Here is a 25,551-nt window from a genome sequence, read left to right as displayed (position 1 = left end):
GTGCTGTGGCTGGCGGCCGACAATCTGTTCGACGCCGAGGTCGAGGTCTCCGAAACCGCCGGCGGCGTCGCCGGCTACGCCCCGCCGCGGACCCTGACGCTGGGTCTGCGAATGGAATACTGAGCGAAGAAACAATGAGTATCTGCCTTGGGGTGATGCCAGGGCATTCCATCTTGGTTTGACGCTGTCATTCCTGCAGCTTCGCCGGCTGAGGGATCGCGGTCCGACAGGATCTTTGCGCGGAAGAGCGTGTCGTGATCCTGCCAGGACGACTTCCTGCCGAAGTCATTCCTCGCATGGCGCGCCTATGCGAGGAACGTAAACACATTATTTAATCGCAGTTTCGAGACTCTGCAGCATTATCATTCGGTCAGCGGCACCGGCTTCCGACAAAACGAAACAACAAACCACCCGACCCAGCCTAAGTTTCACATAAATGAGGGATCGGGGAATCCCTTGCGCCCATGTCGGGAGGGACTGGATCGTGAATAAATTATCGAAACGGGCGCTGATGGCCTCGACCGTGGTCGGGGCGGCTCTGTCGGCGTTGCTGACCTCGACGAGCGTTCAGGCTCAGACGGCGGACCTGGCCGACAGCGAGCAAATATCGGAAGTCGGAGAGATCGTCGTCACGGGTACGCGCATCCGGCGCGCGGACACTTCGACGTCGGCGCCGCTGGTGGCGGTTGATCGCGAGGTTCTGAATGAGCGCGGCTATGTCCAGGCGGGGCAGGCCCTCAATCAGAATACGTCGGTCGTGCCGTCCACGCCGATGGCGGACGGCAGCGGCGCCCAGTCGGGCGGCGGGCAACAGTTTCCCAACCTGTTCGGCCTGGGGGCGGGCCGCACCCTGACGCTGGTGAACGGGCGCCGTTTCGTCACCACGGCCCAGGGCATGGGTGATCGGGTGGTGGACACCAACATCATTCCGGTGGGGCTGTTGAAGCGTGTCGACGTGGTTCAGGCCGGCGGCGCGGCGGTCTATGGGTCGGACGCGATCGCCGGGGTCATCAACTATGTGCTGCGTGACGACTTCGACGGCCTGGAGTTGGACGCCCAGTACGGTCTGAGCTGGCGTGGCGACTATCCGCAAAGCAGCCTGCGCCTGACGGCCGGCCGCAACTTCCTGGACGGGCGAGCCAACCTGGCCGGCAGCATCGAGTGGTCGGAGAGCGATTCCCTGCTGAGCTACGATCGCCCGATCTCGAACCTGGCGCGGCTGACCACCAGCAATTCCGCGGATACGGGCCCAAATGACGGCATCCCGGCCTTGAAGGAAATCCTTCATGGGCGGTTCTGGCCCTTCAATTACAACGGGGTGATCTACACCACGCCCGCGCCGGTTCCGGCCATGTTGTTGCAGATCGGCGGCGCGCCGACCCAGTTCGCGGCCGATGGCCAGAGCGTGGTCGGCTATGACACGGGAACGATCTACGGCGTGCCTTTCGCCTCTGGTGGAGACGGCTGGGACTATCGCGAGATTGCGGCGCTCTACTCAGGCGTGGAGCGGTTCAACACCAGTCTGATCGGCCGCTTCGACCTGACGGATCGGGTGCGCCTGACCGGCGAGTTCACCTATGCTCAGACGGAAGGTCGTGATCCGTTCGGCACCCAGGGAGGCAGCAATACGGTTCTGAACAACGCCGCCTCGGGGGCTGGGGTTCTGACCTTCACGCGCAACAACGCCTTCCTGACGCCGGAGGCGCGCGCCCAGTTGGAAGCGGCGAGCCCGGCCTTCGCAGCCGGCGCGCCTCTGTTCCTGTCCAAGCAATGGGCGGACGCCGTGCCGACGCGTGAGTTCGTCCACGCGACGGATGTCTGGCGCGGCCAGATCGGCCTGGAAGGCGACTTCGATTTCGCTGATCGCAACTTCTACTGGAGCCTGTCCTACAGCCGTGCGCAGGTGGACGGTGAACGGTCCGGATGGGGCGTCTGGACGCAGCGGATGCAGAAGGCTGTGAACGCTGTGAACCAGGGCGGTCAGGTCGTCTGCGCCGTCAACGCCGACGCCGATCCCTCGAACGACGACGCCGCTTGCGTGCCGATCAACATCTTCGGCGCCGGCACCGTGACAGACGCCATGCGCGACTATGTGTCGGTGCGCGTCGGCGAGACCTATGAGAACACCCAGGACAACTTCCTGGCGACGCTTGGCGGGACCATGTTCGAACTGCCGGCCGGTCCGGTTAGTTTCTCTCTGGCCTATGAGTATCGCGCCGAGGACGCCGCCTTCACTCCGTCTGAAGCGGGCCAGCAGGGCCTGACGGGATCGGGCGCGAAATCGGTCCCGACCTCGGGCGACTACAACACCAATGAGTTCTCCGCCGAATTGCTGATCCCCGTCCTGGGCGGCGACTTCACCCTGCCGTTCGTCCAGTCGCTGGAGCTCGACGGCGCCTATCGGGTCGTCGACAACTCCATCGCCGGCCGCGAGAACGTCTGGGGCGCCGGTCTGCGCTGGGGCGTGGTCGACGGCGTCACGGTTCGCGTATCGCGCAGCCGCAACTTCCGCGCGCCGACGCTGAACCAGTTGTTCGCCCCGTCGACCACCAGCCTGGGGTCCATCACTCGCAACCCCTGCGACGCCGACCGCATCGCCACCGGGCCTAATCCCGCTGTCCGCCGCGCCAACTGCGAGGCCCTGTTCGCCGCCAATCCGGGCTGGGGGCCGCTGGAAGGCTTTCAGGATCCGGGTGAGAACTTCAACAACGTCATGATCACCTCTGGGGGCAATCCGGACCTGCGCAACGAGCTGTCGGACACCACCACCTATGGGGTCATCCTGCAGCCGCGATTCATTCCGGGCCTGACCATCGTGGCGGACCGGGTGGAAGTGGAGCTGAAGGACGGGCTTTCGCCGTTCGCACCGGTGGACTTCATGGCGACCTGCTTCGACTCCAGCGAGCGCAGCAGCGCCTGCGACACCTTCACCTATAATGACCAGGGGCATGTCGCGACGGCGATCTCGACGACCTTCAACGCCGGTCGTGTCCGGTATGAAGGCGAGGTCTACAACATCAACTACGGCTTCAGCCTGGATGACTGGTTCCAGGGCGGCTACTACGGCTCGCTGGAGCTGAACGCCGAAATCACCCATACGGCGTTGCTGGAGACCTCGGTCACGGGCTTCGACTACCTGCGAACCGATGGTACGACTGCCTCGCCTGACTGGGTGTCGCGCTATGACGTGCGCTATGCGCGCGGGCCGCTGCGCCTGACCTATTCGATGTCCTATCTGCCCAAGACCAAGGTCAACCGGTTCGATACGATCGAGTCGACGCCGACGCCCGATATCGACGCCAATATTCGTCACAACGTTTCAGCTTTGTACGACTTCGGCAAATACACGCTGCGGGCCGGGGTCACCAATCTGACGGATGAGCAGCCGTCCTTCCCCACGCGCAACTATGGCGACATCCTGGGGCGTCAGCTGTTCGTCGGGGTGAACGCCCGCTTCTGATGCGATAGGGGAGGCGTCCGCAGGCGCCGCCTCCCTGTCGTAACAGGCCGTAATTCTGGAGAAACTCATGTCCCTCGCTCCCAGCCGACGGTCGCTTCTGGCGGGTTTGGCCCTATCGGCCGGCGTCGCACCGGCGGCGGTTGCGCAGGAGACGACGCGGCCGGAGGCGACAGGACCGATCCGCTTCGTGTCGCGTCATCAGGGCCGCTTCAACGGCCGCGCACTGAACTACACCGCGACGGTCGAGGAGACGCTGGTGGCGGCGGCTGAACGTCGGCCTGCCGCGCGTTTCGTCACAACGGCCTATGTGGCCGAACCGGTCGATGCGACCCGGCCGGTCCTGTTCTTCTTCAACGGCGGCCCGATCGTCGCCTCGTCCTATCTGCACATGGGAGCCTTCGGACCCAAGCGGTACGACCCGCCTCGCGACGTCACGGAGGATGTGCCCGAGCCCTACGCCCTGCTCGACAACGCGGACTCCCTGCTGGACGTTGCGGACCTAGTGTTCATTGATCCGCCCGAGACGGGATTCAGTCGGCTGGTTGATGAGGCCGACCGCAAGGCCGCCTATTCCGATGGAGCGGACTCTCGCATGACGGCGGGCTTCATCGAGGCCTGGCTGAGGGGGGCTGGACGCGCAGGGTCGCCCCGATATCTGGTCGGAGAAAGCTACGGCACCTTGCGCGCCGCTCTGACCGCCGGCTTGCTGAGCGAAAGCCTGCCGCTGGATGGCGTCGCCCTGATGGGACAGGCGCTGAACATGATCGAGACCAGCCAGCGCCGGGGCAATATCGTCTCCTATGCGGTCAACCTGCCGGCGCTGACGGCGATCGCAGCCTTCCACAAGCGCATTCCCGGCAGCGAGGACCTGAAGGCCCGGATCGAGGAGTCCTGGACCTTCGCCATGACCGACTATCTGTCGGCCCTGCGGCGCGGCAATCAGCTGACGGCGGCCGAGCGGCGCGCGACGGCCGAGCGGCTCCAGACCCTGACCGGCATTTCCGCCGACTATTACCTGGCCAACCGTCTGGTCATCACCAAGATGAATTTCTGCGTAGAGCTGCTGAAGGATCAGGGGCTGATCCTGGGCATGTACGACGCCCGTTACAGCGGTCCGGCGCGGCGCGCCGGCGAACGGCCGTCCGACCCGTACAACAAGGTCAACGCCATGGTCGCGCCCCTGCTGGCGCGCCACATGACCGAGAACCTGGGCGTGCGCCTGTCGATGTCGGACTATCGCGGATCGGCGCCTCGGCCGGGACCGTGGGGCTATGAGCCGACCGAGGGGGCCGGCGGCCCCTTCGACGACTACTTCTATGATCGAGGCGTCGAGCGTGCGATGGCGGCCAATCCGCGCTTCCGCCTGATGCTGGGGACGGGCGTGTTCGACACGACAACCACCATCGGCGCCGCCCGCTATCTGGCCGATCAGGCCGCCTATCCGCGCGAACGCATCGTGCTGAAGGAATATGAGGGCGGCCACATGACCTACAGCAATCCGGACGCCCGGACGGCCATGGCCCAGGATCTGCGCGCCTTCATCGCGGGAAGATAACCGTGAGGGGGATGGTGCGGATTCTGGGTCTTGCGGCGCTGAGCGCAGCCGCGGCGGGCGGCGCGACGGCTCAGGTTGAGGGGCCTGCAGTCGCGTCGCCCGCATCATTCCCGGCGGTGGCGAGAGGACTGGATCCCTACGCCGATCCGCCGGCCTATCCATCGACCTATCGAGCGCTGCAGGCTCCGCCGACCGCCATTATCAACGCCGTGATCCTCACAGCTGCCGGTCCGCGCATCGACGGAGGAACGGTGCTGATGCGCGAGGGGCGCATCGAGGCGGTGGGCCGCGATTTCGCCGTGCCGACGGACGCCCGCGTCATCGACGCCGCCGGGCGCTGGGTCACGCCGGGCATCATCGACCCGCACGCTCACATCGGAGCCGGCTCCAGCCCCGGCGCGGCGGGCGGCGACTCCAGCAATGAGAGCGGCCCGAATCCCGGCGGGGTCTGGGTCGAACATTCGGTCTGGCCGCAGGATCCGATGTTCGAGCGCGCTCTGGCTGCGGGCGTCGTGACCATGCAGATCCTTCCCGGCTCGTCGAACATGTTCAACGGCCGCACGGTCGTGCTGCGCAATGTCGAGGCCTTGTCGCCGCAGGCCATGAAGTTCCCTGACGCTCGCCAGGGCCTGAAGATGGCCTGCGGCGAGAACCCGTCCAGCGGCGGCGCCGGCAAGCCCGGCACGCGCGCGGGCGCCATGATGGGCTATCGGAACACCTTCATCGCCGCAGCCGCCTACGCCGCGCGCTGGGACGCCTATCGTCGCAAGACGGCGGCGGGCGAGCGCGCTGATCCGCCTAGTCGCGATCTGACGCTTGAGACGGTTGCGGGCGCGCTGAAGGGCGATATCCCCGTGCACATCCATTGCTACCGCGCCGATGAGATGCTGCAGATGATCGATCTCTCGCATGAGTTCGGTTTCCGCATCGCGGCCTTCCATCACGCGCTGGAGGCCTTCAAGATCGCGCCTGAACTGGTCCGCGAGGGCGTACCGGTCGTGACCTGGGCGGGGGACTGGTCCGGCTACAAGATGGAGGCCTATGACTCCATCATGGAGAACGCCGCCTTCATCGAGGCGGCGGGCGGCGTCGCGGCGCTGCACTCCGACGACGTCATGCTGATGCAGCACCTGAACCATGAGGCCGGCCGCGCGATGACGGCCGGGCGCGAGGCGGGACTGCAGACCACGCCGGAGCAGGCGATCCGTTGGATCACCCTGAATCCGGCGCGCGTCCTGGGGCTGGATGATCGGACCGGCTCGCTGGAGCCGGGCAAGATCGCCGATGTCATCGTGTGGAGCGCCGATCCGTTCAGCGTCTACTCGGCGCCCGATCTGGTCTTCATGGATGGGGCGCAGGTCCACGATCGCACTGCACCCGCCGCCGCGCCCCGTTCCGATTTCGAGCTGGGTCATGTGCGGCGCCCAGACGTGGCGGAGGCGCCGCGATGAGCGGCTCGCGGATTCTTCGCCTGCTGTGCGTCGGCTCGATGCTGGTCGGGTTGGGCGCGCCGATGGCTGCCGACGCCGAAACCGTTGCGGTCGTCAACGCGCGTGTCGTCTCTCTGGGGCCTGAGGGGGATCTGGAGCGCGGCGTCGTCGTTGTGCGCGACGGGCGCATCGCCGAGGTCGGGCGGGATATCGCCGTGCCGACGGAGGCGAGGGTGATAGACGGGGAGGGGATGATCCTGACGCCCGGCCTGGTCGCCGCCATAACTCCTCTGGGGCTGAACGACACTATCGGCAGCGGCTGGGGCGGTCTGGGCTCGACCGCTCCTGATCTCGGCGCCGGGTTTGATGTTCTGGCTGACGTCAATCCCAACTCGCCCCAGATTCCCGAGGCCCGCATCGAGGGCGTGACCCGCGCCGTGCTGGCCCCGAATGCGCCGGGCCGGGCGAGCGACGGTTCGGCGCGGCTGTTCGGCGGGCAGGCCTCTGTCATCCATCTGGGCCAGGGCTATGAGCTGACGGTCCGGCCGGGCGCAGCCGTGGTGATGAACGCCGGGGCTCAGGGCGCAGCGGCGGCGGGCGGCGGACGCGGGGCCTTGCTGACGCGTCTGGCGCAGGTGCTGGATCTGGTGCGCGCCTATGACCGAAATCCGCGCGCCTTCGATCGCGCGCGTCTGGAGCATGCGCCGGTCTCCGAACTGGACCTGCAGGCCCTGGTTCCCGTGACGCGGGGCGAGCGACCCCTGCTGGTCGAGGTCGAGCGGGCGTCCGACATCGTCAACATCCTGAACTTCGCCGAGCAGCAGGACGTCAGGCTGATCCTGTCGGGCGCGGCTGAGGGGTGGATGGTGGCGGACCGCATCGCCGCCGCCGGCGTTCCCGTGGTGCTGAACGGCGAAGACAATCAGGCCTTCACCTTCGACAGCCTGAACGCCACCTATGACAACGCCGCCATTCTCAGCAGAGCGGGCGTGAAGATCGCCTTCAAGCCCTCGGTCGCGCGTATCGTCTTCCTGATCCGTACGCCGCGGTTCATCGCCGGGCGGGCGGTGCGGCATGGACTGAGCTGGAACGAGGCGATGGAAGCGGTGACGATCAATCCCGCCGTCATCTTCGGTTTCGCCGATCGCTTCGGCTCGATCGAACCGGGCAAGGACGCCGACCTGGTGCTGTGGAGCGGCGATCCTCTGGAGACGAGCAGCGTCGCCCGCATGGTGATGATCCGCGGCGTCGAGCAGCCCCTGACCGCCCGGAACCGGGCTTTGCGCGACCGTTACATCGGCCGCCTGACCGCTGACTGACGATCTTGGAGTTCTGGGCATGAGGCTTTGCAAACATCGCGCCGCGGTCCTGATGGCGGGGCTGTGCATGGCCGCATTGTCTTTGGCCGCCCCGGTTCAGGCCCAGGCCCAGGGCCAAACTTCGGCCAGCAGCGAACCTCAGGCCGCCGACCCCTTCGTTCCCGCCTCCGCTTCGACGCGCGGAACGGTCACGGTGCGGGGACGGATCTTGCCCTACGTCGCGGAGGCGTCGGAGACCCTGCTACGCGACCCGCAGGGGCGCGCCAGAGCCACCTTGTCCGCCGTGTCATATGTCGGCGAGGCGGTGGAGCCGCGCCCGGTGACCTTCCTGTTCAACGGCGGGCCGGGCGGCGCCACCATCGCCCTGCGCGAAGGTCTGGCTCCTCGGATCGCAGCGGGCGCCGATCCGCGCGGCGCGTATCGCTTTGTCGACAACCCGGATAGCCTGATCGATACGACGGACCTGGTTTTCGTGGATGCGCCAGGCACCGGCTATGGGCGTTTCTTCGGGGATAATGCGTCGTCGGCCTATTGGGGCGTGGACGAGGACGCGGCGGCGATCACCGATTTCATTCTGGCCTGGTTGAGCGCGCATGGGCGGGAAGGGGCGCCGGTCTTTCTGGTAGGCGAGAGCTATGCCGGCGTTCGGGTGGGGCTGGTCGCGGAACGCCTGGCGGCGATGAACGCCGCGCCGCGTCTGGCCGGGGTCGCCCTGGTGTCGCCCTCCACGATGGCGGGGCGCGAGGAGGCGCCGGGCGGCAAGACATATGACGCTGCGGTCCGGGCCTTGCCCACCCTGGCGGTGACGGCGCGTCACCATGGCCAAGGCGCCTATGTGGCGATGTCCGTGCAGCAGCTCGCGGATCAGGCCTGGACCTTCGCCAGCGGTCCCTATGCTGACGCCCTGGCCGAGGGCGACGCCTTGGCCGAAGCGTCTCGCCGCGAGATGGCGCGCGCCCTGTCCGCCTATACAGGCCTGGACGAGACGCTCATTCTGGACAACGGCCTGAAAATTCCCGCCGCCCTGTTCATGCGGGAACTTTTGGCCGACCAGGGCATACGGATCGGCGGATCGGACAGCCGCGCCAAGGCGTCGCGCGCTGTGACCGAGCGGCGCAGCCCGCCTTATGACGATCCCTCGACCTCGCCCTACACGCTGACCTACGACCAGACTGGAGCGGTCGAGGCCTTGTTCCGCGAGGAGATCGGCTATCGACCGGTCAACGGCTATGTCCGTCTATCGATAGACGCCAATCGGGCGTGGAACTGGAACCGGAGCGGCGGCCCGGTGATGATCCCCGCGCTCTTTTCCGAGTTGATGCGGCGTGATGATCGGCTGCATGTGACGCTGATGGCGGGCTATTACGACCTGACCATTCCCTATGCGCGGTCCGTGCAGGATTATCTGGCCGCCGACCTGCCGTCGGATCGCTTCGATCATCGGGTCTTTGTCGCCGGCCATGCGGTGTTTTCCGACCCCGACGCCCGCGCCGAGGCGACGGATCATCTGCGTCGCTTCTATGCGAAGGCGATGAGCGCCTGGTGAACCGAACGCTCGCCTCAGCTCGCCTTGGCGAGGTGACGGACCGGCAGGAAGGTCGAACGCTTCATCTCCGAAAGAGCGACGGTCGAGTTGATGTCCTCGACGCCGGGCAGCTTCAGGATCTTGCGGAAGATGAAGTCCTGATACCAGCGGATGTCAGGAGCGATCACCTTGATCATGGCGTCGCGCTCGCCAAGGATTGAATAGCATTCGACGATTTCCGGCGTGGCCTCGATGGCGGCCAGGAAGCGTTCGCGTTCCTCTTCGCTCAGGTGTTTGATCTTCAGTTGAGCGAAGACGTGCAGTTGGAAGCCGGCTTTCTCGGCGTCCAGAATCGCCACCTGAGCCTTGATGTAGCCTTCGTCCTTCAGCCGCTGAATGCGCCGCCAGCAGGGCGATTGGGACAGGCCGACCCGCTCGGCCAGTTCCGAGGTGGAGATCGAGCAGTCCCTTTGAAGTTGCTCTAGAATCCGTACGTCGATGGCGTCCAAGGCGGCTGACATTGATTTCGCTCCCTCTCCTCAAAGCCTGCATTGTCTATTCATGCATAGAGGGGGTTGCGCTGACAAACGCAAAGATCGCCCGCCAAGCCCGAGGATATGATGCGGACATGGGAACGGGCTGGTTTCCCGCTGAACGCCAAGGCCGAGGATGCCGACCAATCCCTTGTCCGCCTCCGCCAAGGGCGCTGAAAGCGTCGCGCGGCCGGCTGTGGACTCACCCTCCCTGTATAACGGCGCCAGCTACAGCGCATGGAGCCGGAATCTCTACCGGTTGATGCCCTTGCAGGCGGATGCGCGCCTGCTGTTCGAAAGCACGATCGAGGAGCCGACGGCCCTGTTGTCGGCTCTGGTTGCAGGCGCTTTCGATGGGCGACCGACCGACCGCTACACGAGCGTTTTCGGGCGAGGGAATCCCTATCTGATCTCGGCGGTCGCCGCACGATACGGCGCGCCGGAGCGAGCCGTGCTGACCACAACCGGAGTGGCCAACGGGCTGAGTCAGGTTCTGGCCGCCTTCATCCAGCCGGGTGACGGGGTTCTGATCGAGACGCCTGGCTTCGATGTTCTGGGCGGCCTGACCGAAGCGGCGGGCGGCGTCGCCATGCCGCTGGTCCGCGCGGCGCCGGACTTCGATCTGACGGCGGACGCCTTGCGCGAAGCGCTCGCGCCGGGCGTGCGCATGGCGGTGATCACCAACCTGCATAATCCGTCGGGACGACGCCTGAGCGAAGAGACTGTGCTGGACCTTGCGCGGGCGGCGGCGGAAAAGGGCGCCTGGCTGGTGATCGATGAAGTCTATGCGGACTTCGCCCGGCCGGCGGTTGTGAGCCTGCCCGCAGCGCCCAATCTCATCCGCCTCAACAGCCTGGCCAAGGTCTTCGGCCTCTATGGTTTGCGTTGCGGCTGGATTCTCGCTGATCCGACGGCGGCCGCACGGATCGCCGCCGTCAACGCCACGCGTGAGTTCGGCGTCTCCAAGCTGACCCACTCCGTCAGCGCCCTGATCCTGGAAAACCCCGACCCGTTCGAGGCGCATTGGCGAACGGTTCTGGCCGAGCGGCGGCCGATCCTGGAACATCACCTGGCGGCGATGCGCGCCGACGGCCTGCTGGACGGCGCCATGCCGGAGTTCGGCTGCATGGCCTTTCCGCGCGTCGTCCGCCATGCGGACACCTTGTCTCTGGCCGAGCGGTTGTGGCGCGAAGACGGCCTGGTCACGGCTCCGGGCGAGATGTTCGGCCTGCCCGGATATATGCGGCTCGGCATCGGTCTGTCGCCGGAGCTGATGGACGAGGGGCTGTCCCGTCTTCATGAAGCGCTGAAGCGCTGACCGACGAAACCCTGATTGAAAAGGCCGCAAAGAGCCGAGAGGACTTGGAGGAAACTGACCATGAAACTGTCTCACCGCCGCTCCGCCTGGCGCATTCTGGCTGCGACCGCCGTATCCTGGGCGGCGTTGGCCCTGCCGTCGGCCTGGGCCGAGACGGTTCGCTACAACGTCGTGGCCGGTGGAGAAAACGTGGGCTGGATGGTCGTTGACCGCGAGCAGGACGAGGTTCGCATCGACTATCATGTCGACAACAACGGCCGAGGCCCCAAGCACAAGGAGCATCTGGTTCTAGACGCCCAGGGCTATCCGACGCTGTGGACCATTGACGGAACCTCTCTGTTCGGCGGCGCGATCAACGAACGCTTCGAGCGTACGGGCGATCGGGTGCGCTGGACCAGCCAGGCCGACTCCGGCGAAGCGCCCGTATCGGCAGGCCGTCTCTATGTCGCCAATGACGCCAGTCCCTGGAGCCTGGCCCTCTACGCCAACGCCCTGTCGGACGCGCCGCAACAGACGCTGGACGTCGCGCCGGGCGGTCGGATCACCCTGACGGAGGTTAGGCGCCTGCCGTTGAAGGGCGGGACGGTGAACGCCGTCGTCTATCGTCTGACCGGGCTGAACCTGGCGCCCAGCTATCTGCTGCTGGACGACAAGGGCGATCTGATCGGCGGTCTTGGCGGTCTGATCCGCGAGGACCTGGCTGAAGAAGAGCCGGCGCTGCGCCGCCTTCAGGCGGAACTCGAGACCCAGCGCATCCGAGAAATCCAGTCGCGTTTCGCCCAGGCCTTCGACGCGCCTGTCCGTTTCCGCAACGTCCGCATCTTTCAGCCCGAGACGGGCGACCTGTCGCCGCTGTCGGAGGTCACCGTCTTCGGCGATCGGATCGCGACCATTCTGCCTGAGACCGGCGGCCCGCGCCGAGCGGACGTCTATGAGATCGACGGGGAAGGCGGGACCCTGGTGCCGGGGCTGCACGACATGCACGCTCACAACAACACCCAGAGCGGGCTGAACTATCTGCTGGCGGGCGTCACCTCGACGCGCGACATGGGTAATGACAATGCGCGGCTGATCGACCTGATCGGGGAGATCGAACGCGGCGAACTGCCCGGCCCGCGCATCGTGCGTAACGGCATGCTGGAGGGGCGCAGTCCCTATTCTGTGCGGACCGGTCTTCTGGCGGATACCCTGGAAGAGGCGTTGGAGGCGGTGCGCTGGTACGCCGATCACGGCTACTGGCAGCTGAAGATCTACAACTCCCTGCATCCTGAGTGGGTGGCGCCGGTGGCGGCGGAGGCCCATCGGCTGGGCCTGGGCGTGACCGGTCACGTGCCCGCCTTCGTTACGCCCGATCAGGCGCTGGCATCCGGCTATGACGAAATTTCGCACATCAACCAGCTGATGCTGGGCTGGCTGTTGGAGCCGGGCGAGGATTCGCGCACGCCCCTGCGCCTGACCGCCATGGCGCGCGGCGCGACCCTGGACATGGACAGCGAGCGGGTGCAGCGGACGATCCGCACCATGGTGGAGCAGAAGTCGGCCCTGGACGTCACCGCCGTCACGCTGGAGACGTTGATGATGAGCCGGGCGGGCGAGATTCCGCCTATGGCCGCCGCCTTCATCGAAAACATGCCGATCGGCTATCAGCGCTATCGCCGTCGCGCCTTCGTCGATATCAACACGCCCGAGGCCGACGCCGCCTATCGCGGCGGCTTCCAGAAGATTCTGGAGACCATCAAGCGGCTGCACGATGCGGGCGTAACCCTGTTGCCGGGCACCGACGATACGCTCGGCCTCACGGTTCACCGCGAGATGGAGTTGTTCACCCTGGCGGGTCTGACCCCGGCCGAGGCTCTGACGGCCGGCACGCTGACGCCCGAGCGCTACATGGGACGCGATCAGGATCTGGGCAGCATCGCGCGGGGCAAGATGGCGGACTTCTTCCTGGTGCCGGGCGACCCGACGCAGGACATCAACGCCATCCGCGCCATTCGCCTGGTGATGAAGGGCGGAGCGGCCTATCAACCGGCCGAGATCTATCCTGAGATTGGCATCCGACCGTTTGCTTCCGGGGTGACGATCCATGCGCCCGCCCAGCCGACGAAGCGGACAGAAGCGGCGGATACGCCGTCAGCCTTGTTCGGCCCCGAAGGGCTGGAGGGACACTATCACTGACCCGCGGGTTGCGTGCGAGGGGGCATGACCATGCTGTTGCTGGACCGAGACTTCGTCCGCCGTCGCCTGACGGTCGAGGTTTGCATTCCGCTGGTGCGGCAGGCGATGATCGACCTCTCGGCCAGCCGCACCCTGCAGCCGCTGCGCAGCGTGGTGCATCTGGCCAAGGGGCGCGCCTTTGGCGTCATGCCCGGCACCATGGGAGCCGAGGACGCGGTCTTCGGCGCCAAGCTGGTCAGCGTCTATCCTGAAAATTTCGCTCAAGGCCGCCCTTCGCATCAGGGCGCGATCGCGGTCTTTGATCCGCAGGACGGGACGCTCGCCGCCCTGGTCGACGCCGGGGAGGTGACGCGCATCCGCACCGCCTGCGCCAGCGCGGCGGCGACGGATGCGCTGGCGCGGCCTGACTCCTCGCGCCTGGCGGTTCTCGGCTATGGCGAGCAGGCTGAGGCCCATGTCGAGGCCATGGCGGCGGTTCGGCCCTTGCGCGAGGTGCGCGTGTGGGGACGTTCGCCAGAGCGGGCGCAGGACTTCGCGGACCGGGTCGGCGCGCATCTGGGTCTGGCCATATCCGCCTGCGCCGATGTCGAAGCGGCGGTGCGTGATGCAGACATCATCTGCACGACCACGGCGGCTGCAGATCCGATCCTGTACAGTGACTGGGTGCCCGACGGGGCGCACGTCAATGCGGTGGGCTCCAGCTATGCCGGACCGGTCGAGATCGCCGCCGACCTGGTGGCGCGCAGCCGCTTCATCGCGGACTACCATCCCGGCGTTCTGGCGCAGGGAGCCGAGTTTCTGGCCGCCAAGGCCACGGGCCATGTGGACGACAGCCATGTGGTCGGAGAGATCGGTCAGGTGTTCGCCGGCGATCTGGCGGGTCGTCAGGATGAGGCCCAGGTCACTCTCTACAAATCCCTGGGCCATGTCGTTCAGGATCTGGCCAGCGCCGCCTGGCTGGTCCAGACGGCGCGTGAAACGGGCGAAGGAACGGTCGTTCCCTTCTAGCCGGCGCGTCAGCGGCCTTCGCCGGAGACCCTCATAAAGCGGCGAACCGCCTGCGCCAGGGCCGCCAGATTGCTGTCCTCGACGAAGACCGAGTGGCCTGAGGCGAAATAGGCCGCCGTCAGGCGATCCGCCGGAATGCCGGCCTGATCCAGGGTGTAGCGCCCGCCATAGGCCGGCGTGGACAGGTCGTAGTAGCCCGCCGCCCAGAACAGCCGCATGTCCGGATCGCGCTTCATCGCTTCCGCCAGATAGGGCATGGCGTCCTTGAAGCCTTCGTGGTTCCAGGCGCTGTTCACCCTCAGGTTCAGGGCCTGATAGGCGTCGGGCGCGCGATAGTTCAGCGTTTCTCGATAGTAGGCGTCGACGACTGATCCGCCGTCGCTGGCGCGAAAGACAGTCTGGCCCGGAGCGATCGGGCGATCCGCCTCGGGGGCGTAACTCAGGCCGGGGTCGTCATGCGGGGGCTGTTTGGCCGGAGCGTCCAGGCGCGCCGTCGCGCGGGTGTCGAGCTGCCCCGTGCGCAGGCCCTGATCGGCCAGCAGGTTGAACATGAAGAGCCGGTTGTCGATCTTCAGATCGTTCTCTTCGATCAAGGCGGTCGAAAGGCCCGTCAGGTCCGACAAGCGACGGGCGATCGCCGTCTTCTCGGCGGCGGGCAGGGCGCCGCCCTGGATCAGCGCCGAGACATAGTCGGTGCGGGCGAAGCGGACGGCCTCGTCATAGACCTGCTCGACGCTGCGGCCCTTGCGGTCGATGCGATCATGCAGCCAGGCGGTGGCGGCGTAGCTGGGCAGGGACGACATATAGGCCAACGGCCCGCTGCGTTCGCCCGGCACCAGCGCGAACAGCAGCACGCCGTCGAACGCCAGGTCCGGGGCGACACGCATCACTTCAGCGGCGCGGACGGTCCCATAGCTCTGGCCCAGCAGGTAGCGCGGCGAGCTTGCGCGGTCGTGGGTCGCCAGCCAACGCTCGATCACCTGCGCCACCGAGCGCGCGTCGCCGGTGCGGCTCCAGAAGGGCGCACCCTGGCCCAGGGACGGATCCTGCGGCCGGCTGTAGCCCGTGCCTGTCGGGTCGATGAACACCAGGTCGACCGCGTCGATCAGGCTGTGGGCGTTGGGAACGAGGAATTGCGCCTCGCCTTCGCCCAGGCGCTGCATCGGTCCGAAGGCGCCGAAATGCAAAGGCGTGGTCGAGGCGCCGGGGCCGCCGTTGAAGATGAACAGCACCGGCCGGTCCGCCGTCGCCACGCCGGTGCGGAGATAGGAGGTGGTGACGATCGTCGCCTCGTCCTCGCCTTCCGGCGCGGCCACGACGGTTTCGGCCACCACGGCTTCATAGGCGATCGGGGACCCGCCCAGAGTCAGGTCGTGACGGGTGACGACGGCGCGCGGCGGCGCAGCGATGGCCGATGCGGCCTGCGGCTGGGCGCTGACGGCCTGAGGCGAGACGAACAGGGCGACGGCCAGGCCGACGGTCGTCAGGAAGGATTTTCGGGTCATTGAGCGGTTTCCGAAATCGGAGCGCCGAAGCGGCCGCGCACGGCATACCAGAGCGCGCCGATCAGGCCCCAGACGAGCAGGGCGACATAGGGCTTCCAATCCGTGGTCAGGCCCAGCAGAACGACGACCAGAGAGGCGACGGCGCCCAACCAGCCCCAGACGGCTACGAAGGCGCGGCTGGGACGAAACACGGCCTGGGCGTGAATCTCCGGGTGCTTTCGGGCGATACGGACCGCCGCCAGGCAGGTCGCGCCGTATTTCAGCAGGGTCGGCACGTTCACCGCCAGGAAGAGGGCGGTCAGGTTCATCGGCGCCAGCAGGCCCAGACAGCAGAAGCCGAAGGCCACGGCCAGGGCGATGTGAGGCGTCTGGAAACGCGGGTGAATGCGAGCCAGGGGCGAGGGCAGGGCGCCGGCCCGCGCCATGGCGTAGAGGTAGCGGCTGAACACCATGGCTAGGGCGTTCAGCGACTTGCCGATGGCGAGGACGGCGGCGACGACGATCAGCGGGCCCGCGACGTCGTGCCCCATGAAGACGGCGGCGGCGTCCAGCACCGGCGTTTCGCTGGCGGCCAGCTTCTCGGGGCCCAGCACGCCGATGGCGACGCCTGCGACCATCAGATACAGGGCCATGGCCGACAGGATGGAGGCTGCGACTCCGATGGGAATGGCTCGGCGGCTGTTCCTGACCTCGTCGCCGACTTCCGTCGCCGCCTCGATGCCGAAGAAGAGGCCGATCAGCAGGGGCGTCGCCGCCAGGACCCCGCCCCAGCCCTCGCTGATGAAAGGCGTGAAGGCGGCGGGCTTGATCGAGGGCGCGCCCCACAGGGCGAAAACGACGAACAGGAGGATCAGGGCGCCCATCAGCAGGGTCTGCACCCGTGCGGCCAGGGCGACGCCGACCAGATTCAGCCCGAAGACCAGGGCGAAGACCGCCAGCATGGTCGGTTTGGTCGGCACGGGCACGATCATCGACACATAGCGAGTCAGCACCAGGGCCAGGATCAGCATGGCGCCGACGCTGCCCACGATGCGCAGCCAGGCGATCATGAAGCCGGTCGCCGGCGACAGGAAACGCCGGGGCCATTCGTATGAGGCGCCGGCGGTCGGCAGGGCGGAGCCCATGAAGGCGTAGGTGACGGCGATGATGAACATCGGCACGGCGGCCACGACGACGGCCAGCAGCATGGCCGGTCCCGCAAGCGCCGTCGCGGGAGCGATGACCGAGAAGATGGACACGCCCACCGCCAGCCCCATGCCCAGGGCGACGACGGAAAGCAGGCCTACGCCCTGACGAAGGCGGGGAGCGTCAGCCATGACGGGCGGTCCTTTCGAGGGAGAGCAGCCAGGCGGCCGCGGCCAGGTCCTGAACCGCGTGGCCCAGGGATTTGTACAGGGTGATGTCGGCGGGGCTGATGCGGCCGTTCCGGCGGCCGGCGAACACCTCGCCGATTTCGGCCGCGATATGGTCGTCGGTCACGCGTCCAGCCTGGCGCGCGCGCAGGAACTCCCCGCCGTGGGCCAGGACATGCTCGCGATGATCGCCGATGAAGCGGCTGGCGGCGACCAGCTCGATATCAGCCTCTGCGGCGTGCGGGCCGCTGGAGCCAACCAGATTCACATGGGCGCCGGGCGTCACCCAGTCCCGGTGCAGGATCGGGTCGCGTGATGCGGTGACCGTGCAGATGATGTCGGCGGCCTGGACGGCGGCCTCGACCGTCGCGCAGGCGCGGACGGGGCAGTCGTACTTCTTCCGCATCTCTTCGGCGAAGCGGCGGGCGCCCTCGGCGTCCCGGCCCCAGACTCGGACCTCGGTCAGGGGCCGCACCAGGGCCATGGCCTCCAGATGGGCCTGCGCCTGGGCGCCGGTTCCGATCACGGCCAGGATCGCGGCGTCAGGCCGAGCCAGGGCGTCCGTGGCGGCGGCGCTGGCGGCGGCGGTGCGGATGCGGGTGATCTCTTCAGCGTCGCCGATGAAGGCCGGGGCGCCGCTTTCAGGATCGAACAGGACGACCAGTCCCTGATGCCGTCGACGGCCGGGATGGTCCGTATCCTGGTAGACGCTGACCAGCTTGGCGCCGAACCCGTCGGCCGAAGCGGCGGGCATCAGGGCGAAGGTGCGTCCTTCGCCGACCGACAGGAAGCTGCGCAGATGCTGTTCGACCCGACCGGACGACAGGGCGGTCATGGCTTCGCGCATCAGCGGAATGCAGGCGGCGATCGTCAGACGCGCCCGCACCGCCTCCGCGTCCATGACGGTCAGGCCCTCGCTCACGCCAGGGCTTCCAGCAGACGGTCGATATCGGCCGGGGTGTTGAACACGGACGCCGATACGCGCAGCCGGTGGGCGCCGAGCGTGACCCGAACCCCGGCGCGCTTCAGCCGCTCGCCGAAGGTCTGACGCGCGTCCTTATAGGCGAAGGCGATCAGGGGGCCGGTGCTGTCTTCGGGCGTCATCGGTTCGAAGCCCAGCCGGGGCAGTTCGCGCCGCGCACGCTCGATGATCGGCTGGCGCCAGGCCTGAATGGCTTCGACGCCTAGGCCCTGGATATAGTCCAGCGACCAGTCCAGGTGGGCCACGCCGGTGTTGCTGAAGGTGCCCATGGCGAACAGGCCCGTGGCGTCGTCTCGGGCGCGAGTGACGAAGGGCCGATCGCCCGGCGGGTCGTAGGGATAGGCGTGGCTGGCGAAGGCGGCGACCTGCTGATAGCCGGCCTGCGGCCGCTTCAAATGCGGGATCAGATCGGCGCGGGCGTAGATGAAGCCCAGTCCCATGTCGCCCATCAGCCATTTGTAGCTGCTGGTCGCCAGCAGATCGACGCCGGTCGCCCTGACGTCGATCGGCGTCGAGCCGACGGCGTGAACCGCGTCGACATAGACCCGTGCGCCGTGGGCGTGAGCCAGGTCGCAGACCGCCTTCAGGTCGTGCTGGAAGCCGTTGATGGTCGAGATGGCGGAGACCGCGACCAGACGCGTGCGGTCGTTCACCGCCGCCTCCATGTCGGACATCAGGATGCGGCCGTCGCGGATCGGCAGGATGACCACCTCCATCCCCGCCCGCTCCAGTTCGTTGTAGAGATGAAAGGAGCCGAAGAAATGCAGGGCGTCGGTGACGATTCGCCCGCCCGCCTCGGGCAGCCCCAGGGCGGTCACCGCCATCTGTTCGCCGGCGGAGGTGCTCTGGACATAGGCGACTTCGCCCGGCGTGGCGTTGATCAGGGCGGCGAAGCGCGCCAGCACCGACCGGCGCAAGGGGCCGAACTCATAGCCTTCGGGGCGGCCGTTCATGGCGCGGGAGTCGAGGTATCGCTTCACGGCCTCACGTGCGCCGACGCTGAAGGGGTGGACCGATCCGGCGTCGAGATAGGTTTCCTGGATGTCGGGGAACTGCGCGCCGCCAAGGCTGGGAGCGGGCGAAGGCAGGATGGAGGCCGGCGCTGCCGTCGCTCCGCCCGCCACGGCGGAGGCGGCGGGCAGGGCGGCCGCGGCGGCCAGCCAGGTTCGACGGGTCAGGCCTTCCGAGGTGCGGCTCATGCTTATCCTCCTCGACACGAGATCACAGGGCGCAATGGTCGGCGGCGACGTCCTCGACCCGTTCCCAGCGCCAGCCGCTGACAGGCTCGCCGCGTGGCAGATAGCGAACGCCATAGGTTTGACCATCGCGACGTATGGTCATTTCCATCATGCGGCCCTCGTCCTTCTGCAACTCGGGGATGGGCGTCAGGGTCAGGATTTCATCGCCGTTCGCCAGGCCGGCGCGGGCGGCGGCCGAGTCGGCGCGCAGGTCGGCGACGACGCCGAGACGCATCTCGTCGAATCCCAGATCATAGGGGCGGGCCTGAACCGCGACAGCACGGAAGCAGGGGCCGAGCGAGTCGGGCAGGGGAGTGATCAGCTCGCCCTCGGTCATGGCGTCGAACTCTCGCCCGGCCGCCTCGCCCAGTTCAACGACCAGCAGGGCGCGCCACTCTGCCAGGCCGGCGGGCTCTCCGCGACGCTGGCGGGCCAGCAACTCCAGCACCAAGTCGTCGAGCGAGCGCTGTCCCCCCGATGCCGCCCGAACCTGGGCGTTGACGTTGGTCAGATACATGAAGCCCCGGCCATAGGGCACGCGCTGGGCCCGGGCGTCGCTCCAGAATATCTTGCCGGCCTCGGCGTTGGAGAGGCCCAAGTGCGGGTTGGCGTAGTAGCCGTCGGCGCGGCGATTGACGATGTCCAGCAAGTCGTCTGCGCTCAGCAAGCCCGCCCGGTAGGCCAGGGTCGAGGAATAGTATTCGGCCGCGCCTTCCGTGTACCAGGCGGTCAGAGGGTGGGCGCTGTCGGTCAGACGCGGCCAGTTGTGGGCCATCTCGTGCGCCAGCAGCATCTGCAGCCCGCCGCCCGTGGTCTGCCCGTTCGCGCCGTAGCCGAACATGAAGGACTTCGCCAAGGCCGTGCCGCCGCCGGCCGGATAGGGGTTTTCACGGACGAAGACACGATAGGGCGCATGCTCGTCGCCGAAGAACCGGGCCATATAGGTGTAGAGCGCGCGGGTTTCTCCGGCCAGTTCCTCGATGTCGAACGGCGGCTGGGCCAGCCAGTAGAGGGCGAAGTCCTCGGCCCCCGCCTCCGGCTCGCTTGAAACCGCTCCAACCGCGTAGAAGGAGAAGGAGAGGGTGCTGGCCGGGGCGGTGATGGTCCGTTCGCCCTCGCCCAGGCTCCAGACCCCGCGCGCGCCGTCCGGCAGCGCCGACAGATCCCAGTTCAGAGTGATGCGATAGGGATCGTCGCTGACCGGCAGGGCGAAGAAATAGACTCCGGCTCCCATCAGCCCGCCCGGCTGGGCGCGCAGATCGAACAGCGGACCGTTGCGGGTTTCCGCCGATACGGCGCGCGGCGCGGCGCCGTAGGAGACGACGAGATCGCCCGCCGCGGCGCGCTGCGGCAAGTAGCGGCGATAGACGCCTTCCGGTGTGGCGGGATCATCCACGGCCCGGAGTGGAAGGTCGCCCTGGCTGTCACGAACATGAATGTCCTCGGCGGCGTAGGCGGCCGTGGGCGTGGAGACCAGGGTCACCGGCATTCTGAGCAGGGCCTCGCCGTCCGCGATCGACGGCGACGGCAGGCGCATCTCGACGTTCAGTCGAGCTATTCCGCCCAGACCGTCCGGCAGGGGCTTGAGGGTCACCGCCAAGGTTTGGGGCTCGGCCGCCCAGGCGGCGGAGGCGGACATCAGCAGAAAGCCGACCGCCAAGACGCGTCGCAACATGAGTCATCCCCCTCGACGATGTTTCCCATCGTCAGATTAATCGCCGTCATGCGCTAGTTTCATGCAAACACGAAGCGTCGCCCTCAGGTCGAGCATGGGTCATGCGTTATGGGGGTGAAGCGTGCATAAATTTCACACTCGCGTCAGATCGGCACCGCTGTCGTGTATTTCACCTGGCTAAGGGCGAAGTGGGAGGCGGCGTTGGACACGTTCGGATGGTTCAGCAGATCGCGCATCAGGAACCGCTCATAACCCGCCACGTCCTCGGCGACGATCCGCAGCAGATAGTCCCATTCCCCCGACATGGAGTGAGCCTCCATCACCTCTGGCTTGGTCTGCAGGAAGCTCTCGAAGGCCTGACGATCATCGGGCGCGTGGGAGCGCATCCGTAACTGGCACATCACATTGACGCCCCGACCGACGCGGGCCGCGTCCACCAGGCGGACGGTGCTCCGCAGAACGCCCGCCTCTTCCAGTGCCCGGATTCGTCGCCAGCAGGACGCCGGCGAGGACCCCGCCTTTTCCGCCAAGGCCGCGTGGCTGAGGCTGGCGTCATCCTGGAGCAGTCGAAGGAGCCGACGATCGACCTCGTCGAGAGACGTCTGTTTCATTTTTTCTCGAAATTGGAACCATAGCTTTCGTCTCAGTCCATCCCACGAGGGGTTTTGAAAGGCAATCGCGCCTTCTTCGCGCCATTCTGAGCAGCAGGAGTGGAAACGGCGGCGGCCGGCTCCCGTTTCTTCCCTGATCCTTTCTTGTGCGCCGCCGAGGCGCGCGACCCGCGGAGCCAAACCCATGACCATCACGCCTGAAAATCCCATCGGCCTCGACGGTTTCGAGTTCGTCGAGTTCACCAGCCCTGATCCGTCGGCGATGAAGGCTCTGATCGAGCAGCTGGGCTTCGTCGCCACGCACCGCCATCCGATGAAGGATATCGTGCGCTACAAGCAGGGCCGCACCAATCTGCTGGTCAACGGCGAGCCGACCGGTCAAGCCGCTGATTTCCGCGCGGCCCACGGCCCGTCCGCCAGCGGCATGGCCTTCCGGGTCGCCGACGCCGCCCAGGCCTATGAATTGGCCCTGTCGCGCGGGGCTAAGGCGGCTGAGGCCGCGACGGGCGCCCTGGGCGCGGACGCCAAGGTGCTGCAGGGCATCGGCGGTTCCTACCTCTATCTGGTCGACCGGTTCGGGGCGAAGGGCTCCCTCTATGACGCCTGGACCGAGATCGAGGGCTGGCGCGAAGCCGAGGCGGCGAACAGCGTCGGCCTGGACCTGCTTGACCACCTGACCCACAATGTCCGGCGCGGCGAGATGCGCACATGGTCCAGTTTCTACAACCAGATCTTCGGCTTTGAGGAGCAGAAGTATTTCGACATCAAGGGGCAGGCGACGGGCCTCTTCTCCCAGGCCATGATCGCTCCGGACAAGGCGATCCGCATCCCCCTGAACGAGAGCCAGGACGACAAGTCGCAGATCGAGGAATTCATCCGCCAGTACAACGGCGAGGGCATCCAGCACCTGGCGATGACGACCGACAACATCTACGAGACGGTCGAGAAGCTGCGCGCCCGAGGAGTCCAACTGCAGGACACCATCGAGACCTATTACGAACTGGTCGACAAGCGTGTGCCGGGGCATGGCGAGGACCTGGAACGGCTCAAGAAGAACCGCATCCTGATCGATGGAAGCGTTGGCGAGGAAGGCCTGCTGCTGCAGATCTTCACCGAGAATCTGTTCGGTCCGATCTTCTTCGAGATCATCCAGCGCAAGGGCAATGAGGGCTTCGGCAACGGCAATTTCCAGGCCCTGTTCGAGTCCATCGAACTGGACCAGATCCGTCGCGGCGTCATCAAGGTCGAGGCCTGAACATGGCCGCTGACGCGCCCGCCTATCAGAGCGGTTTCGCCAATCATTTCGCGACGGAGGCGGTGGACGGCGCCCTGCCGGTGGGTCGCAACTCGCCGCAGCGCCCCGCGCTGGGCCTCTATGCCGAACAGCTGTCGGGCACGGCCTTCACCGCTCCGCGCGACTATAATCTGCGCAGCTGGCTCTATCGCCTGCGGCCGTCGGCCCAGCACGGGCCCTATCAGCCGTTCGCGCAAGGGAAGGTGCGCTCCGGTCCCTTCACCGAGACGCCGCCCAATCCCAACCGGATGCGCTGGGACCCGCTGCCCATGCCGGACCAGCCGACCGACTGGGTCGAGGGGCTGACCACCTATGGCGGCAACGGCGACGCCGATTCCGGGACGGGGGTGGGCGTCCACCTCTATGTCGCCAACCGCTCGATGGTCGATCGGGTCTTCTATTCGGCCGACGGCGAGTTGCTGATCGTGCCGCAACTGGGGGCGCAGCGCTTCGTCACCGAGATGGGCGTGATCGAGGCGGCGCCGGGCCATGTGGTCGTCATCCCGCGCGGCGTGCGTTTCCGCGTCGAGGTGGACGGCGAAGTGCGCGGCTATGTCTGCGAGAACTACGGCGCGCCCTTCCGCCTGCCGGACCTCGGCCCCATCGGCTCCAATGGCCTGGCCAATCCGCGCGATTTCGAGACGCCGGTCGCCGCCTTCGAGGACGTGGATCGCCCGACGGAGTGCGTTCAGAAATACGGCGGCAAGCTGTGGGCTGTGACCTTCGATCATAGCCCGCTGGACGTGGTCGCCTGGCACGGCAACTACGCCCCCTACCGCTATGACACGGCGCGGTTCAACACCATCGGCACGGTCAGCTTCGACCACCCCGATCCGTCGATCTTCACCGTCCTGACGAGTCCGTCGGACACGCCGGGGACGGCCAACTGCGACTTCGTCATCTTCCCGCCGCGCTGGATGGTGGCCGAGGACACCTTCCGCCCGCCGTGGTTCCACCGCAACGTCATGAGCGAGTTCATGGGGCTGATCTTCGGCGAGTATGACGCCAAGGCGGGCGGCTTCGCGCCGGGCGGCGCCTCCTTGCACAACCGGATGAGCGGCCACGGTCCGGACCAGGCCAGCTGGGATGGCGCGACCAGGGCTGATCTCAAGCCGCACAAGATCGAGAACACCCTGGCCTTCATGTTCGAGACGCGCATGCCCATCCGCACCACGGCCTGGGCCGAGCAGACGCCGCTGATGCAGCTCGACTACGACGACTGCTGGACCGGCTTCCAGAAAGGCCGCACGGCGTGAGGGGGACCGACGAAACCCACGATCCGGCGCGCGTCAGCTGGGTCGATAGCGCGAACGGCCACGCCGACTTCCCGATCCAGAATCTGCCGCTGGGCGTGTTCAGCCGTCCGGGCGAGGCGCCTCGCGGCGGCATGGCTATCGGCGAACGAATTCTGGATCTGGCCTCTGCGGCGCGTTCGGGTCTGTTCGACGGCGAGGCGCAGACCGCAGCAGAGGCGGCATCCGGCCCCGCGCTGAATCCGCTTCTGGCTCTGGCGCCGGCGCCGCGCTGCGCCCTGCGCCGGGCGGCCTCCGCCCTGTTGTCGGATACGGCTCGTCGCAGCGAGGTAGAAGTTCATCTGGTCGAGGCGTCCGATGCGATCATGCATCTGCCCGCAGCGATCGGCGACTACACCGATTTCTACGCGGGTGTTCACCACGCCATGAACGTCGGACGCCTGTTCCGGCCGGACGACCCGTTGCTGCCGAACTACAAGCATGTGCCCATCGGCTATCACGGCCGGGCGTCCACCGTTGTGCCGTCGGGCCGGACCGTGCGCCGCCCGTCAGGTCAGACGCGGGCGCCGGATGCGTCGGCGCCGACCTTCGGACCGACGCAGCGGCTGGATCTGGAGCTTGAACTCGGCGTCTGGATCGCTCAGGGCAATCGGCTGGGAGAGCCGCTGTCGATCGCCGAGGCGGGATCGCGGATCGCCGGCCTGACCCTGCTGAACGACTGGTCGGCGCGCGATCTTCAGGCGTGGGAGTATCAACCGCTGGGACCCTTCCTGGCCAAGAGCTTCCTGACCACGGTGTCCCCCTGGATCGTCACCGCCGAAGCGCTGGAGCCGTTCCGCATCGCACAGCCGGCTCGGCCCGAAGGCGATCCGGCCCCCTTGCCCTATCTGTGGGACGAGGCGGATCAGGCGCACGGGGCCTTCGCGCTGGAGCTGGAGACGCTGATCCAGACCGAGGCCATGCGAAAGGCGGGCGTGGCTCCCCATCGCCTGGGAGTCGGTCCCGCGACCAATCTCTACTGGACCATGGCCCAATTGGTGACGCATCACGCCTCGAACGGCTGCGGCCTGAACCCCGGCGATCTTCTGGGCTCGGGCACCATCTCGACCCCTGACGATACGGGGATGGGCAGTCTTCTGGAGCTGACGCGCGGCGGCAAACAACCGGTCGTCCTGCCCAACGGCGAAAGCCGCACCTTCCTGGAGGACGGCGACGCCCTTCATCTGCGCGGTCGGGCCGTGCGCGAAGGCTTCGTCTCCATCGGCTTCGGGGAATGCGTCGGCGTGATCGAGCCTGAAACGGCTTAAGGCGGCCGCGC

The 25,551-nt window shown here is 67.0% G+C and carries 18 protein-coding genes; 11 read left to right on the top strand and 7 right to left on the bottom strand.

The genetic code is table 11. The features are described 5' to 3' along the window. Positions 1-484: 484 nt before the first annotated feature. From ACWGL1_RS15740 to ACWGL1_RS15720, 5 genes are all read left to right on the top strand, one after another. Positions 485-3,460: a TonB-dependent receptor plug domain-containing protein gene (locus ACWGL1_RS15740; protein ID WP_452112527.1), complete on the top strand. Its 2,976-nt coding sequence runs from the start codon at positions 485-487 to the stop codon at positions 3,458-3,460. A gap of 67 nt (positions 3,461-3,527) precedes the next feature. Beyond that, positions 3,528-5,015, top strand: a complete 1,488-nt coding sequence (locus ACWGL1_RS15735) for a S10 family peptidase (RefSeq protein WP_452112526.1) — start codon at positions 3,528-3,530, stop codon at positions 5,013-5,015. 11 nt (positions 5,016-5,026) lie between these two features. Beyond that, positions 5,027-6,466, top strand: a complete 1,440-nt coding sequence (locus tag ACWGL1_RS15730) for an amidohydrolase family protein (protein ID WP_452112528.1) — start codon at positions 5,027-5,029, stop codon at positions 6,464-6,466. After that, entirely contained in the window at positions 6,463-7,764 is a 1,302-nt protein-coding gene (locus tag ACWGL1_RS15725; protein ID WP_452112525.1) for an amidohydrolase family protein, read from the top strand. The genes ACWGL1_RS15730 and ACWGL1_RS15725 overlap by 4 nt, the downstream gene beginning before the upstream one ends. A gap of 19 nt (positions 7,765-7,783) precedes the next feature. Further along, complete coding sequence (locus ACWGL1_RS15720) at positions 7,784-9,310, top strand: S10 family serine carboxypeptidase-like protein (protein WP_452112524.1); 1,527 nt, start codon at positions 7,784-7,786, stop codon at positions 9,308-9,310. Positions 9,311-9,324: 14 nt separating this feature from the next. Here ACWGL1_RS15720 and ACWGL1_RS15715 read toward each other — a convergent pair whose 3' ends face one another. Then, positions 9,325-9,810 (bottom strand): Lrp/AsnC family transcriptional regulator, encoded by a 486-nt coding sequence (locus ACWGL1_RS15715; protein ID WP_338575180.1) that lies wholly within the window; start codon positions 9,808-9,810, stop codon positions 9,325-9,327. A 208-nt stretch (positions 9,811-10,018) separates the two neighbouring features. Here ACWGL1_RS15715 and ACWGL1_RS15710 point away from each other — a divergent pair, with 208 nt between their 5' ends. The 3 genes from ACWGL1_RS15710 to ACWGL1_RS15700 are packed head-to-tail and all read left to right on the top strand — an operon-like array spanning position 10,019 to position 14,323. Next, a complete protein-coding gene (locus ACWGL1_RS15710) occupies positions 10,019-11,140 on the top strand; it encodes a pyridoxal phosphate-dependent aminotransferase (RefSeq protein ID WP_452112523.1) in 1,122 nt (373 codons plus the stop codon). 60 nt (positions 11,141-11,200) lie between these two features. Next, positions 11,201-13,315: an amidohydrolase family protein gene (locus tag ACWGL1_RS15705; RefSeq protein WP_452112522.1), complete on the top strand. Its 2,115-nt coding sequence runs from the start codon at positions 11,201-11,203 to the stop codon at positions 13,313-13,315. A gap of 24 nt (positions 13,316-13,339) precedes the next feature. After that, complete coding sequence (locus ACWGL1_RS15700) at positions 13,340-14,323, top strand: ornithine cyclodeaminase family protein (RefSeq protein WP_452112521.1); 984 nt, start codon at positions 13,340-13,342, stop codon at positions 14,321-14,323. 8 nt (positions 14,324-14,331) lie between these two features. Here ACWGL1_RS15700 and ACWGL1_RS15695 read toward each other — a convergent pair whose 3' ends face one another. From ACWGL1_RS15695 to ACWGL1_RS15670, 6 genes are all read right to left on the bottom strand, one after another. Beyond that, positions 14,332-15,828, bottom strand: coding sequence for a S10 family serine carboxypeptidase-like protein (locus ACWGL1_RS15695; RefSeq protein ID WP_452112520.1), 1,497 nt, complete (start codon positions 15,826-15,828; stop codon positions 14,332-14,334). After that, a complete protein-coding gene (locus tag ACWGL1_RS15690) occupies positions 15,825-17,144 on the bottom strand; it encodes an APC family permease (RefSeq protein ID WP_452112519.1) in 1,320 nt (439 codons plus the stop codon). The genes ACWGL1_RS15695 and ACWGL1_RS15690 overlap by 4 nt, the downstream gene beginning before the upstream one ends. Further along, complete coding sequence (locus ACWGL1_RS15685) at positions 17,137-18,102, bottom strand: ornithine cyclodeaminase family protein (protein ID WP_452112518.1); 966 nt, start codon at positions 18,100-18,102, stop codon at positions 17,137-17,139. The genes ACWGL1_RS15690 and ACWGL1_RS15685 overlap by 8 nt, the downstream gene beginning before the upstream one ends. Further along, positions 18,099-19,361, bottom strand: coding sequence for an aminotransferase class V-fold PLP-dependent enzyme (locus ACWGL1_RS15680; RefSeq protein ID WP_452112517.1), 1,263 nt, complete (start codon positions 19,359-19,361; stop codon positions 18,099-18,101). Before ACWGL1_RS15680 ends, ACWGL1_RS15685 begins: the two co-directional genes overlap by 4 nt. Positions 19,362-19,383: 22 nt before the next feature. Continuing rightward, a complete protein-coding gene (locus tag ACWGL1_RS15675) occupies positions 19,384-21,075 on the bottom strand; it encodes a hypothetical protein (protein ID WP_452112516.1) in 1,692 nt (563 codons plus the stop codon). 143 nt (positions 21,076-21,218) lie between these two features. Then, positions 21,219-21,686: an Lrp/AsnC family transcriptional regulator gene (locus ACWGL1_RS15670; protein WP_338575161.1), complete on the bottom strand. Its 468-nt coding sequence runs from the start codon at positions 21,684-21,686 to the stop codon at positions 21,219-21,221. 184 nt (positions 21,687-21,870) lie between these two features. Between ACWGL1_RS15670 and hppD the strand changes: the two genes are divergently transcribed. From hppD to fahA, 3 genes are read left to right on the top strand one after another with little or no spacing between them, the layout of a single operon-like run. Then, positions 21,871-22,941, top strand: coding sequence for a 4-hydroxyphenylpyruvate dioxygenase (gene hppD / locus ACWGL1_RS15665; RefSeq protein ID WP_452112515.1), 1,071 nt, complete (start codon positions 21,871-21,873; stop codon positions 22,939-22,941). Positions 22,942-22,943: 2 nt separating this feature from the next. Next, on the top strand, positions 22,944-24,236 hold the full coding sequence (hmgA, locus tag ACWGL1_RS15660) for a homogentisate 1,2-dioxygenase (protein ID WP_452112514.1): 1,293 nt from the start codon (positions 22,944-22,946) through the stop codon (positions 24,234-24,236). Beyond that, entirely contained in the window at positions 24,233-25,540 is a 1,308-nt protein-coding gene (fahA, locus tag ACWGL1_RS15655; protein WP_452112513.1) for a fumarylacetoacetase, read from the top strand. Before hmgA ends, fahA begins: the two co-directional genes overlap by 4 nt. Positions 25,541-25,551: the final 11 nt, after the last annotated feature.

The sequence above is a fragment of the Brevundimonas sp. NPDC055812 genome, from assembly GCF_053616535.1.
The sequence above is the reverse complement of the archived record's forward strand: the minus strand, read 5'-3'. Positions and strand labels throughout refer to the sequence as shown.